Origin of the sequence: Streptomyces sp. CA-210063, assembly GCF_024612015.1 — a bacterium.
Classification (GTDB): domain Bacteria; phylum Actinomycetota; class Actinomycetes; order Streptomycetales; family Streptomycetaceae; genus Streptomyces.
Map to the genome: position 1 here is coordinate 2,655,319 of NZ_CP102512.1, position 17,016 is coordinate 2,672,334.

5 protein-coding genes are annotated in these 17,016 nt (G+C 71.7%); all 5 read left to right on the top strand.

The genetic code is table 11. The features are described 5' to 3' along the window. The first annotated feature begins 283 nt into the window (after nucleotides 1–283). Nucleotides 284–10,765 (top strand): scabin-related ADP-ribosyltransferase, encoded by a 10,482-nt coding sequence (locus tag JIX56_RS11430; protein ID WP_257539843.1) that lies wholly within the window; start codon nucleotides 284–286, stop codon nucleotides 10,763–10,765. Beyond that, on the top strand, nucleotides 10,762–13,530 hold the full coding sequence (locus tag JIX56_RS11435; protein ID WP_257539845.1) for a right-handed parallel beta-helix repeat-containing protein: 2,769 nt from the start codon (nucleotides 10,762–10,764) through the stop codon (nucleotides 13,528–13,530). The genes JIX56_RS11430 and JIX56_RS11435 overlap by 4 nt, the downstream gene beginning before the upstream one ends. Nucleotides 13,531–13,604: 74 nt before the next feature. Continuing rightward, on the top strand, nucleotides 13,605–14,480 hold the full coding sequence (locus tag JIX56_RS11440) for a hypothetical protein (RefSeq protein ID WP_257539847.1): 876 nt from the start codon (nucleotides 13,605–13,607) through the stop codon (nucleotides 14,478–14,480). Between the two features lie 172 nt (nucleotides 14,481–14,652). Continuing rightward, on the top strand, nucleotides 14,653–15,810 hold the full coding sequence (locus JIX56_RS11445) for a peptidoglycan recognition protein family protein (protein ID WP_257539849.1): 1,158 nt from the start codon (nucleotides 14,653–14,655) through the stop codon (nucleotides 15,808–15,810). Nucleotides 15,811–15,996: 186 nt separating this feature from the next. Next, complete coding sequence (locus tag JIX56_RS11450) at nucleotides 15,997–16,995, top strand: TAXI family TRAP transporter solute-binding subunit (RefSeq protein WP_257539851.1); 999 nt, start codon at nucleotides 15,997–15,999, stop codon at nucleotides 16,993–16,995. Nucleotides 16,996–17,016 lie beyond the last annotated feature (21 nt).

Consider the following 17,016-nt stretch of genomic DNA (forward strand, 5'->3'; position numbering starts at 1 on the left):
CGGGTCTTCGGGAAGCCGTGCCCTCGGCGAGCCGTGTCCTGGGTGGCCGTGGCGGAGCGGTCCTGCCTCGCCCAGACCGTCGGTGCCGGGACGCCCTGTAGACGAGGACTCGGGTCCGAACGGTTCAAAGAGATTTCGGCCGCAGCCCGCTGACCGGCGAAAACTGTGGCGTGCGCCACTTTCGTGAACTCTCCGCCCATCCCGCTACGTCTGCCTTCCGTACTGCGGCGCCCCCGCCGACGCATCGGCGCGACCCCAAGTCCTGGACACCGTGGAGGACTCCTTGGCCACCTCCGACGAATGGAACAGAGTCGGGTTCTCCGGCAATCCGGTGACGGGCGACCCGGGTGTCGTCGAGGGCATCACCAAGGAGCTTCGTGACCTCAGCGATCTGGCCGGCCGGGTCAGTGGCGGCCTCGACACCCTGCTGACGAAGGCCGAGGACGGCGGCTTCGAGGGGCGGACCGCCGACGCCCTGCGCACCTACGTCAAGCAGGAGCTCAAGACGTTCATGGAGAACGTCAACCGCTCCTTCGACATGGCGGCCGACGCGACGGCCCGGTACGCGCGTGCTCTCGGGGACTCACAGGACCGGGCGGAGAACGCCGCGGACACGGTCGCCGCGCTGGAGCGGGTCGGCGGGCAGCCGCTGGCCGAGAACGATCCGGAACTGACCAGAGCGCGCAATGAGGTGGACGCCGAGCAGGACGCCCTCCAGGCCGAGGCGAAGATCCTCGAGGACACCCTGCACGAGGCGGCCCGGCTGGTGTCACGCCCCGTCAAGAAGCCGAAGAAGAGCTTCTGGAAGAAGTTCGTCTCGACCTTCTTCAAGGTCCTGGAGATCGTGACGCTGGTGCTCACCCTCGTCGCGGCCGTCGTGACGGGCCCGCTGGGTCTCGTGGCCTTCGGGCTGGGCGCGATCCTCTTCGCCAAGGCCCTGGTCGACTACGCCATGGGCAACGGCAACGCCCTCAGCCTGGGCCTCGCCTTCCTGGGGATCCTGTTCCCCTCGACCAAGGGCCTCACCACCATCGGCGGGCTGACCCGGATGCTCTCGTCGGGCGGGAAGGCCCTGGGCGGCGCCCTCAGCGCGAGCGGACGGATGCTGTTCCGCAGCGGCAGAACGCTGCTCTCGCCCCGCGCCCTCCTCACCCTGACCGGCCAGGGCCTGGCGCGGTTCGCCGGCGGGCTCGGCGGGCTCGGCGGCCGGGCCCTCAGCGGACTGTCGGCGCTGCCCCGGGTCCTCTCCAGGACACCCGCCATGCTGGCCTCGACCCTGCGGTACATGGGCGGATTCGCCCGCAGCACCTGGCAGCGGGGCCGGTCCGCGCTGAGCCGCGACTTCCACCAGTCCACCGCGTTCGTCGGCGGCAACATGGCGATGCGGGTGGGCGTCTTCACCGTCATGAGCATGGGCCGGCTCACGATGTCCGCGCTCCTGCCGATGAGGTACTCGGAGATCGCCCGGTTCGGCTACGGGGGCGCCTTCCGCATGGGCTTCTTGGAGCGCGGCCTGCACTGGACGTCGCGGAGCGTCAGCCCGCTCAGCAGGACGGGCTCCCTCGCCGGGAACCTCGCGGAGTTCACCGGCAGGACCCTGAACCCGACCGGCAACCTGCGGCCGGTGGGGGACACGGCCACCGGCAGGTTCGCCGTTCCCGGAACGTCGGAGTTCAACGACACCCTCGACGAACTGGCCGACATCACGGTGTCGTCGATCACGGCACCCCGTACACCGGGTTTCAGCTCCCTGACCGGCCCGGGGTCCCTCCGGACGCCGGGCCGCCTCGACGACATGGGCGTCGGGCTGAACAATCTGGACGTCCTCGACACGGTGGGACTGCCCGTCGGCACCGTCCCCGTCGGGCAGCGACTCGGTCTGGTGAACCCGGTGACCGGCCGACCGTTCGACGACCTGATGTCCCCACGACCGCGCACCACGCTCACGATGTTCGACGAGCTCGGCGCACCGCTCACTCCCGGGTCCCCCGTCCCCCTGCTGCCACCGCGCAACGCGGTCGATCAGCTGCGGGACCTGGACACCCTGACGGGCCTGGAGCGGACCGACGCCGGACTGCTCAAGCCTCTCGACGACCTGACGGACCTGGCGGACCTGAGCCTCGACGGCAAGCTCGGCGGGCTGAGCGAGCCCCAGCTGCGGCAGATCCTCGACGGCGAGATCGACCTGGTGAACGTCACCCCGGACGGCGTGGTGCTGCGCATCGGGAAGACGGACCCGGTGGACGTTCGTGTCCAGCTGAAGGACGGGGTGAGCGTCAGCCTGATGGGCCCCGCCGACACCCGGGTCCCGACCCTGACCTCGACGACGGGCCCCGACCGTCTGGACGACCTGGGGATTCGGCTCGACGACCTCACGCGGCTGCTCCCCGACACCACCGACGGCGCGCGCAGCGCACGCGAGCTGCTCGGCCTGGGTCCGGTCAGGACGGACCTCGTCTCCAACCCGGTCACGACGACGCCCTCGTTCACGCCCCTGACCCTGCGGGACGTCATCACGGGCGGGGCGACCGGCAAGCTCGCCGCCGACCGCTTCCAGACGTGGGCCCGTGCGCAGTCGGCGCAGTTCCAGCTGGACACCGCCGGGCGCAGGCTCACCGAGATCAGCGAGCTGGCCGATGTACCACCGCTGAGCCGTGCCCGGGCCGAGCTGGACGTGAGCGCCGCGAAGCTGGAGTTCAACCAGGCCCGTATCGACTTCGACCGGCTCGGGATGAACCTGGACACGGTCCGCCGGGACATCACGGTGATGACGACCCGTCTGGACGGCCCGGTGGCCACCCTGCCGACCGGTGAACTGCGGCTGCTGGACGACCTGGGGCGGCCCACCGGGCAGTGGATCACCATGGAGCCGGGGCAGACCGTCAGATGGGTCCTGAGGACGGACTCCGGGGTCGTCCCCGACGTGAGGGTGCAGACGGTCGACGGCGGATTCACCGTCACCGCCCCCGACGGCGTCGTCACCGGATTCGGCGCGGACGGCCGGCCCACGGGCCTCGGCGACCTGGGGTCGGTCTCCCTCCCGCCGTCGCCGCGCACGGGTGTCGACGAGGTGGTCCTGTCCTCGCCGGGGGACCTGGACCGGCTGGCCTTCGCCGCCGACCGCTCCGTCGACATCCAGACGATCAGTCCGGCGCCGGTCTGGCGTGAGACCGACGAGACGCTGTGGCGCATCGGCGGCAGGCGCGGGCTGGACCAGATCTTCAGCGAGGGGTTCACCGTCCGCGACCCCCTGGAGACCAGCCTGGACATCATGGTCAGGACCGGCCAGCCGTCGGCGTTCGTGAGCGCCACGACCGACAGGAACCTCCTCTGGGACGGCATCTTCAAGTTCGAGATCGAGGCCTCCGGCGGGATCGACGTCGGCAGGACCTTCGAACGCTCCATGGGACCGGAGGGCTGGAGGGCGTCGGGCTGGGCCTCGGACAACGAGATCGCCTTCCCCGGCGGCATCGCCTCGGACTTCATCCGCGGCGCGTACCGGATGGACGCGCAACACAACCTCCTCGAGTGGATCCCGAACCCCAACTTCAAGGGCAGCAACCCCCTGCCCGAGCTGGCGGCGGACATCAGGGTGTCCGGGGAAGGCACGTCGGGCATCGGCGCGCTGGACTTCCAGGGGCTCTCCGTCGACGACCAGCTGAAGCTGCTGGACCAGCTGGATCTGGGCGGGGCCAGGGGCTGGGACGAGGTCAACTCCCTTGACCGAACCAACTCCTTCGACGGAGCCAGGTCCTTCGACGGGGCCAACTCCTTCGACGGAGCCAGATCCTTCGACGGGGCCAACTCCTTCGACGGAGCCAGATCCTTCGACGACATCGGCTCCCTGGACGGGCGCGGCTTCCTGGACGACGCGGGAGAGGAACTGGACCTCGGCCATCTGTCGGACGACTTCCGGCTGGACCGCTTCGACGCGCCCGCGCCCCACAGCGAGACGGTGCTGCTCGATCCGCAGCAGTTCAGCGGCGTGCCGGGCATACGGGCGGAGTGGCAGCGGACGCCCCTGGACGACGGCGGGTTCGCGCTGACCGACGGGGCCGGGGACATACGCCTGGTCTTCACCGCGGACGAGGTCCTCGAGTTCCGTGACGTACGGCTCCCGGGCGCGGACGGCTTCCTCCGGTTCGAGGCCGCCCCGGGGCCGGGCGCACTCCCCCGGCTGGTCGGCACGGACGGACTGCCGGTGCCCGGCGGCACGGTGATCGAACCGGTCAGGGGCGCACTGAACGTGGTCACCGGTGTGCGGGTGCAGTCGCTGGACGGCGCCTGGGTCGGGCGGTTCGACCTGGACGGTACGCCGCTGTCCGGGCAGCTGACGCTGTCCGGCCCCGCCGGCGGCCCGCTGACCGGGGCCCGGCTCACCACGACGTTCACCCAGCTGCCGGGCGGCGGGACGGCACCGGCCTACCGGCTGACGGTGCCGGGCCTGGGCGACGGCGCCTTCTCCGTCGTACGGCTGGACGGGGATCTGGCGCAGCGGCTGCCGGGTGGGTTCGCGGTGACCGACACGGCGACCGGCGGGCGGTTCCTCTTCGACCGGGGCGGCCGGTTGGTGGACGTTCCGGCGGACGGGGCGACGCCGACCCGGCTTGACGTGTCCGGGTCGGCGGTGCCGGAGACGAGCGTGGGCCCCCTCACGCCCCTCGACAACCTCGGTGAGCTCGGCCAACTGGCCGGGCCGAACCGTCTCCCGCTGGTGGACCTGCCGCGTACGAACCTGATGCCGGAGCCCGTCGGCCTCGACGCCCGGCTCGGGGCGACCCTGCCCGACGGCGGCCCGACGCCGGTGAATCCCTCCCGGTTCGACGGGATCTCCCTGTCCGGGGCGGACGAGCTGACGAACCTGCGGTTGCGGGTCACGGAGATCCCGGCGACCGATCTCACCCCGGCGTCGTTCCGGATCGACGTGGTGGACTTCGGCGCCCCGGGTGGTCCGGTACGGCTGGAGGAGGTGACGGTGACCGTCCGGGAAGGCGGCGGGCTGGGCATCACCGGTCCGCAGGGCGGTGTGCGCTGGCAGTTCGATGCCCTGGGGCAGCTGGAGTACCGGGAACTGCCGCTGTCCGGCACCGACTTCGCGCTGCGGTTCACCGACGACGCGCTCAACCCGATGCCGGTGGTCGGCGGGGACGGGGTGCCCGTGCCGGGTGCCTCCGTCACGCCGGTCCGGGACGCGAGCGGTGCGCTGAGCGAGCTGACCGTGCGGGTGCCCATGCCGGGCACGGACGGTCTCACGGCGGTGTGGCGGTTCGAACCCGGCGGTCTGCTGCGTCAGCAGGAGCTGCCGCTCACGCTGCCGGGCCTCGACGGGCCGGCCGGCCTCGGGATCAAGGTGACGGTCACACCGGGCGCGGGCACGACCACGACCAGGGTGTTCGAACTGACCGGCCCCGCGAACCTCACCGGTTCCTTCCGGCTCGGCTCGATGGACGGCTCGCTCGCCGGGCGACTGCAGAACGGCTTCACCGTGACCGACACGGTCACCGGCAGCCGCTTCCACTTCGACGCCGGCGGCCGCCTGGCCGTCCGGGACCTGCCCGCACGGGACGGCTCCGGCTTCCTGCGCTTCACTGAGGGCGCGGCGCCCGGCACCCCGCCGATCCGCCTCGACGACCTGGGCGACGCGGGCCTCGCGCTGGACGACATGGCGCAGATCTTCAGCCGTACGCTCGACGAGGCGGGCGGCGTGGCGAGACCTCTGGACGAACTCAGCCGCCTCACGGGGCCGGACACGCCGCCCATCAGCTCGCTCCCGGAGTTCGGCGATCTCGGCCTGGAGGAACGGGCGCTCGTCGACGACCTCTGGAACAGGCTGGTCCAGGACGTACGGCCCGTGTCCCCCGACGAGCTGAACCGCGTCCTCGGCACGGACTCGCCGCGCACCGACTCGTTCTCGGAACTCGGCGACCTGCCGGACACCGACATGGCGGCCCTCCAGGCGCGCCTCGACAACCTCCGGCAGCTGGGCGGTGAGCCCGGGCAGGCACTGGACGGACCGCTGTCCCGCATGGCCGGGCCCGGCGACCTCACCAGGCCGGTCCCCGACGGACGCCCGCTGTCCGTCGACGAACTGAGCGTGCCCCTGTCCGGCGTGGACGACCTGGCGGACTTCGACCTGCGGCTGACGCGCCTTCCGGCGACCGACGCGACACCGCCGGGCTCGTACCGGCTGGACCTGGCCGACCGCACCCCCGGCGGACAGGGGCCGGTGCGCGCGTCGGACTTCACCGTCGAACTGCTCGACGACAGCGGCAGGTTCGCCGTCATCGATCCGACGGGCACCACCCGGTTCACGTTCGGTCCGGACGGCCGATTCCTCGGGCGGGACACCGTTCTCGCGTTCGACGGGCTGCCGGAGGGGCTGCGGCTCAGCGTGCGCGTCGATCCCGGAGCGGACGGAACCGGGCGGGTCATGATCGATGTGCTGGTCCCCGCCGGCGCCACCGGCTCCGTCCGGTTCACCCCGACGAGCGGGCCGCTCGCCGCACGCCTGCCCAGCGGCGTCACCCTCACCGACACGGTCACCGGCTCCCGCTTCCACTTCGACCACACCGGCCGCCTCGCCTTCCGCGACCTGCCGGACCCGGAGGGCTCCGGGTTCCTGCGCTTCACCGAGGGAGCCCCCGACACGCCGCCGATCCGGCTCGACGACCTCGGCGACCTCGGTGACGGCATCGGGGGGAGCGAACGCGTCCCGCTCACCTCCGGGAACGACGCCCTGGACGGCATCGATCTGGCGCGGATCTTCGACCGTACGCTCGACGAGGCGTCGGGCCTCCGCAGGCCGCCCGAGGGCGCTCCGGTCGACCTCTCGGACCTCGGACGGGCCATGGATTTCCTGGAGCCCGACTCCCACGTCGTCCAGTCGCTGGACATGCCCGGTGTCCATCGGCTCGCCGACGACACCACCGCATCGCTGAACCGGTTCGGGCTGCCCCCGGAGCTGCTCCACGACCAGCTGCGGAACCTGACCGGACAGACCCGGCTGGCGCTGCGGCAGCAGGCCGTCACCACCCTGGGCACGTACCTCGACCTGCCCCGGGCGACGCGCCTCGACGATCATCTCCAATCCGCGCTCCACGGCGGCGCCGGCCGCGTCATCGGCGACTTCACGGTCACGCCGACACCGCACGGGGGCCCCGGCGGCAGCCGCTACACCGTGCACCACAACCCCTCGGACGTGACACTGGGCTTCGACGCGAACCGCGCACTGGTCCACCAGGAGGTGTTCCTGCGCGGCGGCCCGGGCGAACTGGACGGGCTGAAGCTCGGAATGACCGGCCGCACCGTCGACAGCACATGGACGCCGAGCTCCTTCGACCTCGTGGGGACACGCCCCGCCGACGACCTCTTCACCGTCACCGACCTGGCCCCGGGCACCCCTGGTGACCTGCGCGGCGGCTTCACCGTCAGCGACGCGGCCGGCACCAGGAGCTGGCACTACGGCCCCGAAGGCGTGAACGTCCTCCAGGACGTACGACTGCCCGGCGACCGGGGCGTCCTCCGCTTCGACGCCGGCGCCCCCGACGGCGTACCGCAGGTGCTGGACACGGCAGGCGGCGGCCCGCTGCCCGGCGTGCGCGCCGAGGTCCTGGACAACGGCCGGATCGCCCTGGTCCCCACCGGAAAAGCGGCCCAGCCGATGGAGCGGGCGGTCTTCGACCGGGCCGGCACACTGGTGGAGGAGACCGTCGCCGTACGGATCAAGGGCGGAAAGGTCAACGGCGACTACTGGAAGATCGACCACGCCACCGGCAAGGCCGTACGGCTCGACTCCTCAGGCAACCCGCTCACCAGCCGCTACGACACCGCCAAGGTGGAGAAGTCCGCCACCGGCCAGTTCAAGCTGACCGGCGAGGGCGACGTGACGCTCTTCGAACGCGAGATCCTCGGCAACGGCAATGTCCTCCAGATCGATCTGGACCGGTTCGGCCGGGCCCGCTGGACCGAGTTCGACAAGACCGGGACCAAGACACGGTCGGGTGAGCGGATCTGGGACAGCGACCGCAGGACCGCCCACGACACGCTCCCCTACCGCTGGGCCCCGGTGGACGTCCTCGATGTGCGCACCTACACGAAGGCCCTCGACGGCGGCATGATCCGGGTGGAGAAGAACGCGAAGGGCGAGTGGGCCTGGACACGGTTCGAAAAGGGCGGCACCGAGGTGCTGTCGGGCACCCGCGAGTGGACGTGGACCCGGGTCGGCTACAAGGACACCTTCCTCGACCCGGCCACCGGGCAGCGGACCGTCGCCCAGCGGCGCGGTGACGTATGGCCGCTGGACGGCTACCACGGCTCCCGCCAGTATCTGGAGCACCCGGTGCTGCCGGGGCCCGCCCCGGCGGGGCAGCGGGTGAATCCCGTGGTGCACTCCGCCGTCGGCCCCAACAACAAGCCGATCGACGTCATCGAAGAGATCATCGACGAGGTCGCGCAGCTCGCGGACGGCGGCAGTCTGCATGTCGCCCGGATCTCCGACCAGCGCATGCCGGCGGCCGGCTGGTACCCGCGCGCGGGCCACGGCCGGTTCGACGGCTTCTTCAGGAACTTCGTCACCGGCGACTCGATGTTCCAGGTGTCCAAGTGGACGGAGACCGCCGCCGACGGCACCGAGCTGCGCGGCGTTCGCCTGGCCTCGCACGGCGGCCACAGCTGGCAGGACATCGACCGGTTCGGCCGCGTCGTCCGGGAGACCCGCACGCTGGAGAACGGCGATGTCATCGAGGTGGGCCGCAGCCTCACCGATGCCAAGCAGTGGGCCCCGGCGCCGAAGTGGGACGGTTCCGCGGCCTCGTACGAACTGCCCTGGCTGAACACGAAGACCGGCACCTCCGGCACCCGCCATGTCGCCGCCGACGGCAGCTTCGAGGACGTGTTCAGGGGCGCCGACGGGAACGAGGTGCTGTCGATGCGCTCGCAGGGCACCGGTGTGCGCGAGTACCTCGGCGAGAACCCGGCACGCGGCATCGGCGCGGACGACGTCTCCGGGGTGTGGGTGGACAAGAACACCCAGCTGCAGATCACGGGCCGGCGCGACCATTGGGACGATCTCTATGTCGAGTCCCACGGCGACCCCCGCAAGGACACCTGGACCTGGAAGGCCACCGACCCGGACGGGGCGGTGACGGAGGGCATCCGCAAGCAGAACCGGGGCTCGCTGTACTCCCGGACCTGGGACGACTCGTTCATCGACTTCGAGCGGCTGGAGAACGGCCGACGGGGCGACGCGATCCGGGAGCGCAACGCCACCGGCGACGGCTCCGTCTGGGTCGACGCCACCCGGCAGTCCGACTCCACCTGGACCTGGCAGAAGACCAAAGCCGACGGGACGGTCGACTCGAAGGGGGTGCGCACCTACCAGGACCTGGCCAGGGCCCGTTGGACCGATCACATCGGCACGGACGTCGTGCGGTACCGCGAGGGCGGCCGGGTCCGCGAGTACGCGTACACGGTGAACCGGCCGGTCGTCGCACCGCCCGTGGACACCGGCCGGATCTCCTTGTCCGATCTCCTCTCCCAGTCCACGCGCCACTTCGAACCGGATGTCTCGGCCACCGTCAACCGGGAGGTCTGGCAGGAGTTCGACATGGGCAAGGTCGTCCGCCGCCGTGATCCGGTGGAGGGCGTCGAGGGCCGTTTCCGGGAGTCGGAGTCGCTCTGGAACCAGTGGCGTGAGTACCAGGACGGCAGGCTGGTCGCCCAGCGCACCATCACCGGACGGGTCTGGGCCACCGACGCCTTCGGCCGCTGGTCGAACTTCGACGTCGCCAAGCTGCCGGAGATCAGCAGCCTGCCGAAGGCCGGCGGAGAGGTGGGCCTGGACGGACATCGCAGTTGGCGTCTCATCGGACGCGAGGTGGACTTCCGCGGCTACACCAACGAATTCCGCGGCCTGAACCGTGAGTTCCGCGACCCGTTCCACGAGATCTGGACGGGTGTCCAGGACGGCTCCTCGCACGCCCTGCCGATGTGGCGCCATCAAGTGCGCAAGGCCCTCACCGACTTCACCATGGGCTACCTGATCGAGTTCGGCACCAGCCTCGCCGTGTCGGCCATCACCGCGGACATGGGCAACACCCGGTTCGACCTGACGACGGCCCTCCAGCGGGCGGCGCTCAACGGCGCCATCGGCGGCGGCATCCGCGTCGGCGTCAACGTGCTCTACGACACCACACGCCTCGGCTATCTCAAGTACGGCCTGACCAACCTCGACCAGGGCATGGACTGGAACCGCCACCCCCTGGCCTCCAAGGACGACTGGGCGGGCGAATGGTCGGTGTTCGAGAACCCCACCCGCTGGCGCTCCGGCTCGTACGACTTCTTCAACAGCCTGGGCGTCGGTGTGCTCACCGGTTTCGTCAACAGCACCGTCAACGCGGCGGTGTTCGGCGTGAACGGCCAGAAGCGCACCGGACTCGACGCCCTCGAAGCGGGTGCCTGGGGTGCGGCGGGTTCGGCCTTCACCGGCATCACCAGCGGAATGGTCCGGTACACCTTCCACGCCACCGGGGGCTCACGGATCTTCCACCGCGGTGGCCCTGGCGAGCTGATATGGCAGGCCATCGAGTCGCTGGCCGCGGGAGTCACCAACTACAGGATCAACAACCAGGGCGCCCACATCACCCCGGACCGCGCGTTCCCGCCGTCCTCGGGCAGCATGACGGCCGCGCCGCCCGCAGCGGCGCCTGAGCAACAGCCACCGGCCACCGACCCGGCCGCTCTCACCGAGGGATGGGAACCCCTATGACCCCCACCGTGCACCGGGTCGCCCCCAAGGGCCGCGGCACGCACCGCAGCATCGCCTCGGCCGTGCGCGCCGCCCATGACGGCGACGAGATCCACATCGCTCCGGGCGAGTACGTCGAGGAGTTGCTCCTCGACCGCGCGGTGCGCCTGCTGCCGGAGGACGGCCCGGACCACGCCGTACGGCTGCTGGCCGCGTCCCCCGGCCGGCCGGCGCTGGAGGTCGCCGCCCCGGGCGTGCGCGTCGAGGGCATCACCCTGACCGGCCAGGACCCGTCCCAGCCCGTCGTACTGGTCGGCTCCGGCGACCTCGAACTGGACGCCTGCGGGATCTCCGGCGGCCGGGTCGAGGCGGGCGGCGACGCCTCGCTCACGCTGAGGGACTGCCGCGTCTCGGGGGCCGAGCTGGCCGCCGTGCACCTCAACACCACCGGCTCGGCACGGCTGACCCGGGTCGTCGTCGAGGACATCGAGGGCACGGGAGTCGTCATCGGCTCCCGCGCGACCGCCGAGGCCACGGAGTTGACCGTACGGCGGGTCACCGGCTCCGGTGTCCGTGTACGGGGCGCCGCCCGGGCGGTGCTGCGCGAGTGCCGGATCTCCGGGCCGGGCCGCAGCGGGCTGCTGGTGGAGGACGAGGCGTCCGTCGCCGCGCTGGACTGCCGGGTGACGGAGACGGCCGCCGAGGGGGTGCGGGTGCTGGGCAGCTCACGGCGGCCCGAGGAACCGGCGAGTCCGGGGAGCCGGGAGAACCGGGGAACTCAGGAAAGCCGGGACGTTCGGGAGAGCCGGGGAACTCAGGAAAGCCGCGACGTTCGGGAGAACCGGGACAGTGCGGACGGCGGTGTCCTGCTCGCCCGCTGCGAGATCCTGCGCACCGGCACGGACGGGGTCGCCGTCTTCGGCACCGGCGACGTCCTGCTGCTCGACTGCCGTCTGCGGGACGGCTCGGGCCCCGGTGTGAGCGCGGACGGCGAGAGCCGCGCGGAGCTGGTGGACTGCCAGGTCGACCGGGCGCACGGCTCGGGTCTGGTGGCCCGGGGTGCCGCCCGGCTGACCGCCGAGGGCACGTCGGTGACCGGCAGCCGGGCCAACGGTCTGCTGGCGGGCGACCGTTCGGAGGTCCGCATGACCGCCGGCGACCTGACGGAGTGCTCGTTCAGCGCGGTGCACGCCTGCGACGACTCCCGGGTGACGCTGACGGCGTGCCGTATCGCGTCGACGGCGGAGCACGGGATCCGGGCCACCGACCGCGCCGGGCTCACCGTCGAGGGCGGCCGCATCACGGACTGCGGACTGTCCGGGGTGCGGATCGACAGTGCGGCCGAGGCGCGGATGCGCGGCCTCTCCGTGGTGCGCGGCCGGGCCGGCATCACCACCGAGTCGACCGGGACGGTGGTCCTGGAGGAGTGCGACGTCACGGACGCCGAGCGGGCCGGGATCTCCTGCGGCACGGGGACGGCCCCGGTGCTGCGGGACTGCCGGATCAGCGGGAGCGGCACGGCCGGCCTGGTGATCGGCGAGCGCGCCGCGCCCAGCGTCGAGGGCTGTACGGTGCGGGACGCCGCGGGCTCCGGCCTGGTGGTGGGCCCGCAGGCCGAGCCCCGGGTCAAGTCCGTCACGGTGGCCCGGACCGGCAAGAACAGCCTCTTCGTCGGCGAGAAGGCCCGCGGCACCTTCGAGGACTGTGTCTTCGCCGGGGCCGGCAGCGACGGCACGGCCTTCCCCGCGCTGCATGTGTCGGCCGGCGGCGCCCCCGTGCTGCGCGGCTGCCTGGTCCGGGACACCGAGGAGGACGTGGCGCTGGAGAAGGGCGCCCGGCCCGTGTTCGACGACTGCCTGTCCCGGGACGTGAAGAACCCCTCCCTGCCGACCGGCGCGGACCAGTCCCTGGCGGCCGCCGGCAGCCCGGGCGGGGACCCGCAGACCACCGCGCGCGAGACCGAGGCTCCTCCCGAGGACACCATCGAGGACCTGCTCGCCGAGCTCGACGGACTCGCCGGCCTGGACCGCGTCAAGCAGGACGTCTCGTCCCTGGTGAAGCTGATGCGGATGGTGCGCCGCCGCGAGGAGATGGGCCTGGCCCCGCCCCCGCTCAGCCGCCACCTCGTCTTCACCGGCAACCCGGGCACCGGCAAGACCACCGTCGCCCGGCTCTACGGCCGCATCCTGGCCGCCGTCGGCCTGCTGGAGCGCGGCCACCTGGTCGAGGCCGACCGCTCCGCCCTGGTCGGCGAGTACGTCGGCCACACCGGCCCGAAGACCTCCCGCGTCTTCCAACAGGCCCGGGGCGGCGTGCTGTTCATCGACGAGGCGTACTCCCTCACCCAGTACGCCGGCTCCAACGACTTCGGCCAGGAGGCGATCGCCACCCTGCTGAAGCTGATGGAGGACCACCGCGACGACGTGGTGGTGATCGTCGCCGGATACCTCAAGGAGATGGAGGTGTTCGTCCGCTCCAACCCCGGCCTCGCCTCCCGCTTCAACCGCACCCTGCTCTTCGAGGACTACGGCAGCGCCGAGCTGGTCAGCATCGTCGAGCACCAGGCCGCACAGCACCAGTACGAACTCGCCCCGGACGCCCGCGAGGCACTGGCCGCGCGCTTCGACACGATGCCCAGGAACCGGGGTTTCGGCAACGGCCGTACGGCGCGCCAGCTCTTCCAGGCCATGACGGAACGCCAGGCCTACCGCATCGCCGAACTGCCGGACGCCTCGGAGTCCGAGGTGATGACGCTCAAGCCCGAGGACATCCCGCAGAGCCTTTGAGCCACCTCCACACACGCCCCCGTACCTGCGCCCTCTCGCACGGACGACACGACAACCTGCTAAGGACCGCCCCCATGCCGCACACGCCCACCCACAGCGACGACAGAGACGGCGAGTTCGCCGACCTCTTCGCCCGGAAGACCCGCACTCCGCTCCGGGGCTTCCTGCCCGGCCGCCGGGTGTGGAACGCGGTCGGAGGCTCCGCCGCCGCGGTCCTGGTCATCGCCGGCTCCGCCACGGCCGTGGCCGCCATCGACTGGGACAGCGGTTCCTCCGAGAAGGTGACCACGGCGGCCGACGAGCCCGCCAAGGAGAAGTCCTCCTCCGGCGGCAACGAGAAGGCGGCGGGCGTCCCGTCACCGAAGGAGCAGGAGGACAAGGGCAAGGACGACCCCGACGTCGTCTACGTCCCGGTCAGCGGCGGAGCGGGCTCGGGAACGGGTACGGGAGGGGCGGCACAGTCGCCGCCGGACACCGGCACGGACTCGGACACCACCGGCGGAACCTCCGGCTCGACCGGCACCCAGGAGAAGGAGAGCACGACCACCCGGAACACCGAGTCCCAGTCGACGGCCGACCCCCTGTGGGCCGACGGGAGCGTGGACGCCGACTCCAACGACTACTGGGACCAGAGCACCGTCACCGTCAAGTCCACCAAGCCGCTCACCTCGCTCAAGGTCGTCGTCCGCATCGTCCAGACCGGCGGCGTGTCGAGCAGCGGCACCTGGACCTCGCTGGGCGACAAGGTGGCCGTGGGCCAGAACTCCACCGCCGACCAACTGGGGTACGTCATCACGCTGAAGTCGGGTGTCACCCTCGCCGCCGGGACCTATGTCTTCAAGGTCCAGTACAACCACGACCAGGGCGGGCGCGACGCGGGCCGCGACCTCTACACCGTCACCGCCGTCGCCACCGACTCGGACGACAACTCCGTCTCCGGCCGTTTCTGAGCACCCGCCCCGACAGTCCTGTCCGTCCCGCACGGTCCTGACCCTCAAGTCCCTTTGTGTCACGGGCCTTTGACGTTACGTCATCGCCAGGGGGCGCCGTCGGAAGCAGTGACTCCACTCCGTACGCTCCGTTGTGTCTTCAAGTACCACCCCGAGCGATTGAGGACCCATCGTGAGCGTTCCCCCCACCTCCCCCACCCACCGGGCCAAGTCCCGGGTGACCCGCCGTACCGTGATCGGCGCCGCCGGCGCCGTCGCGGCCGGCGCCGTGATCACCCCGACCGTGATGGCCACGACCGGCGACTCGGGCACCGAGAGCACCGGCACCGGCACCGGCACCGGCACCGACGACACCAAGGCCGGTACGACGACCGAGACCTTCCCGAAGACCCGCAGCGCGGCCGCCACCGGCGAGGCACCCGTCGAGGCGGCCTTCCCCATCGGTTACCTGGGCGTCCGCTGGGGTGGCACCGACGAGACCACCGGCGGCGGCATCCGGCTGCGGGACGCCGACGGCGGCCAGGGCGCCTGGCAGTCGCTCGGCGACGGCGGCTGCTCGATGGCCAACGGCGGCGGTGTGCTGCTGACGGCCGACCAGGCCGCCGGCTACGAGCTGAAGGCCCCCGAGGGGGCCACCGGCCTGCGCTCGCTGGCGCTCGACACCCGGCACGGCCCGGACCGGAAGGTGGCCGTGCCGTCCGACCCCACCCGCGTCCGGGGCGTCGAGTACCTCTCGCGGGCGGCCTGGGGCGCCGACGAGTCGCTGCGGTTCAAGGCGGACGGCACGGAGAACTCGCCGACCGCGTTCTACCCGTTCCAGACCATCACCGTGCACCACACGGCCATGACCAACGACGACCCGGACCCGGCCGCCACGGTCCGCGCGATCTACCAGCTGCACGCCGTCACCAACGACTGGGGCGACATCGGCTACCACTTCCTCATCGACGAGGAGGGCCGCATCTACGAGGGCCGCTACTCCGGCGACGACGGCCTGCCCGCGCACGACGCCGACGGCAAGGTGGTGACCGCCTTCCACGTCGGCGGCTTCAACTCCGGCAACCTCGGCATCGCCCTGCTGGGCACCTTCACCGAGCAGGGCCCGAAGGAGGCCGCCCGCGACTCGCTCACCCGGCTGGTGAAGGTGCTGGTGCGCCAGCACGGCGTCGACCCGCAGGCCCGCGTGACGTATACGAACCCGGTCAACGGCACGCAGAAGGAGGTCGCGGAGATCAGCGGTCACCGCGACTGGATGGAAACGGAGTGCCCGGGCGAGGTCATGTACCAGGAGCTGGACCGCCTCCGCACGGCGGTGGCCACCGGCCGCTGAGCACCTCTCCTGGCGGGCCGATGAAAAACAGGGGGCGCAGCCCCTGCTTTTCAGGGGCGCGGGGAACTGCGCGAGCAACCACACACGACCCGCGCCCGCGGGACGACCGGCTCCCGAGGTCACAGCCTCGCACCGGATGGGTCCGACCCTGGCCGCCCGCCGGGTGACCTGGCAGGATCTCGTCGCATGGTCCAGGTACTCCCCCGCGTCGGCGGGCGTCGCGCGCTGCTGGGATCGGCGGCCTCGCTGGTGGTCCTCGCCCTGCTGGCGTGGTGGCTGTGGCCGAGCGAGGAGCCCCCGAGCGGGACGATCACGCTGACCACGGGAGCCGAGCGGGGCGTCTACCAGGAGTACGGCAGCCGGCTGCGTCAGGCGATCGCCGGGGACATGCCGGGCCTGGGGGTCCAGCTGCTGCCCAGCAACGGCTCCCAGACGAACGTCCGCCGGGTGGCCACCGGACAGGCCGACTTCGCCATCGCCGCGGCCGACGCCGTGCAGACGTACATCGACGAGGACCAGCCCGGCGCCGACAAGCTGCGCGGCGTGGCCCGGCTGTACGACGACTACGTGCAGCTGGTCGTCCCCGCCGACTCGACCGTCTCGAGTGTCGCGGAGCTGAAGGACAAGCGGGTGGCCGTCGGGCCCGAGGGCTCCGGCGTACGGCTGATAGCGGAGCGTCTGCTGGCGGCGGACGGGCTGGACATCGACAAGGACATCGACGCGCGGCGGGACACCATCGGGACGAGTCCCGACGCACTGCGCACCGGGAAGATCGACGCCTTCTTCTGGTCGGGCGGACTGCCCACGAAAGGGCTGACCGACCTCGCGGAGAAGGAGAAGTACGGGTTCCGGTTCGTCCCGATCCGCAGCGACCTGGTGACGAAGCTGCACGACCAGGGCGGTGTCTTCAGCCACTACCGGGCGTCCGTGATGCCCGCCGACGCCTACCCGGCCATCCTCACGGACTCCGTGCCCACCCTCACCGTGGCGAACCTGCTCATCACCCGCGAGGACATGAACCCGCGGCTCACCGAGTGGCTGACCCGCGTCGTCCTCAAGAGCCGCGACAACATCGGCCAGCACGTCCACGCCGCCCAGGTGGTCGACCTGCGCACCGCCATCTACACGGACCCTCTGCGGCTTCACCAGGGCGCCCGGGCGTACTACCGGTCGGTGAAGCCGTAGCCCGCCGACGCGGGAAGCCGT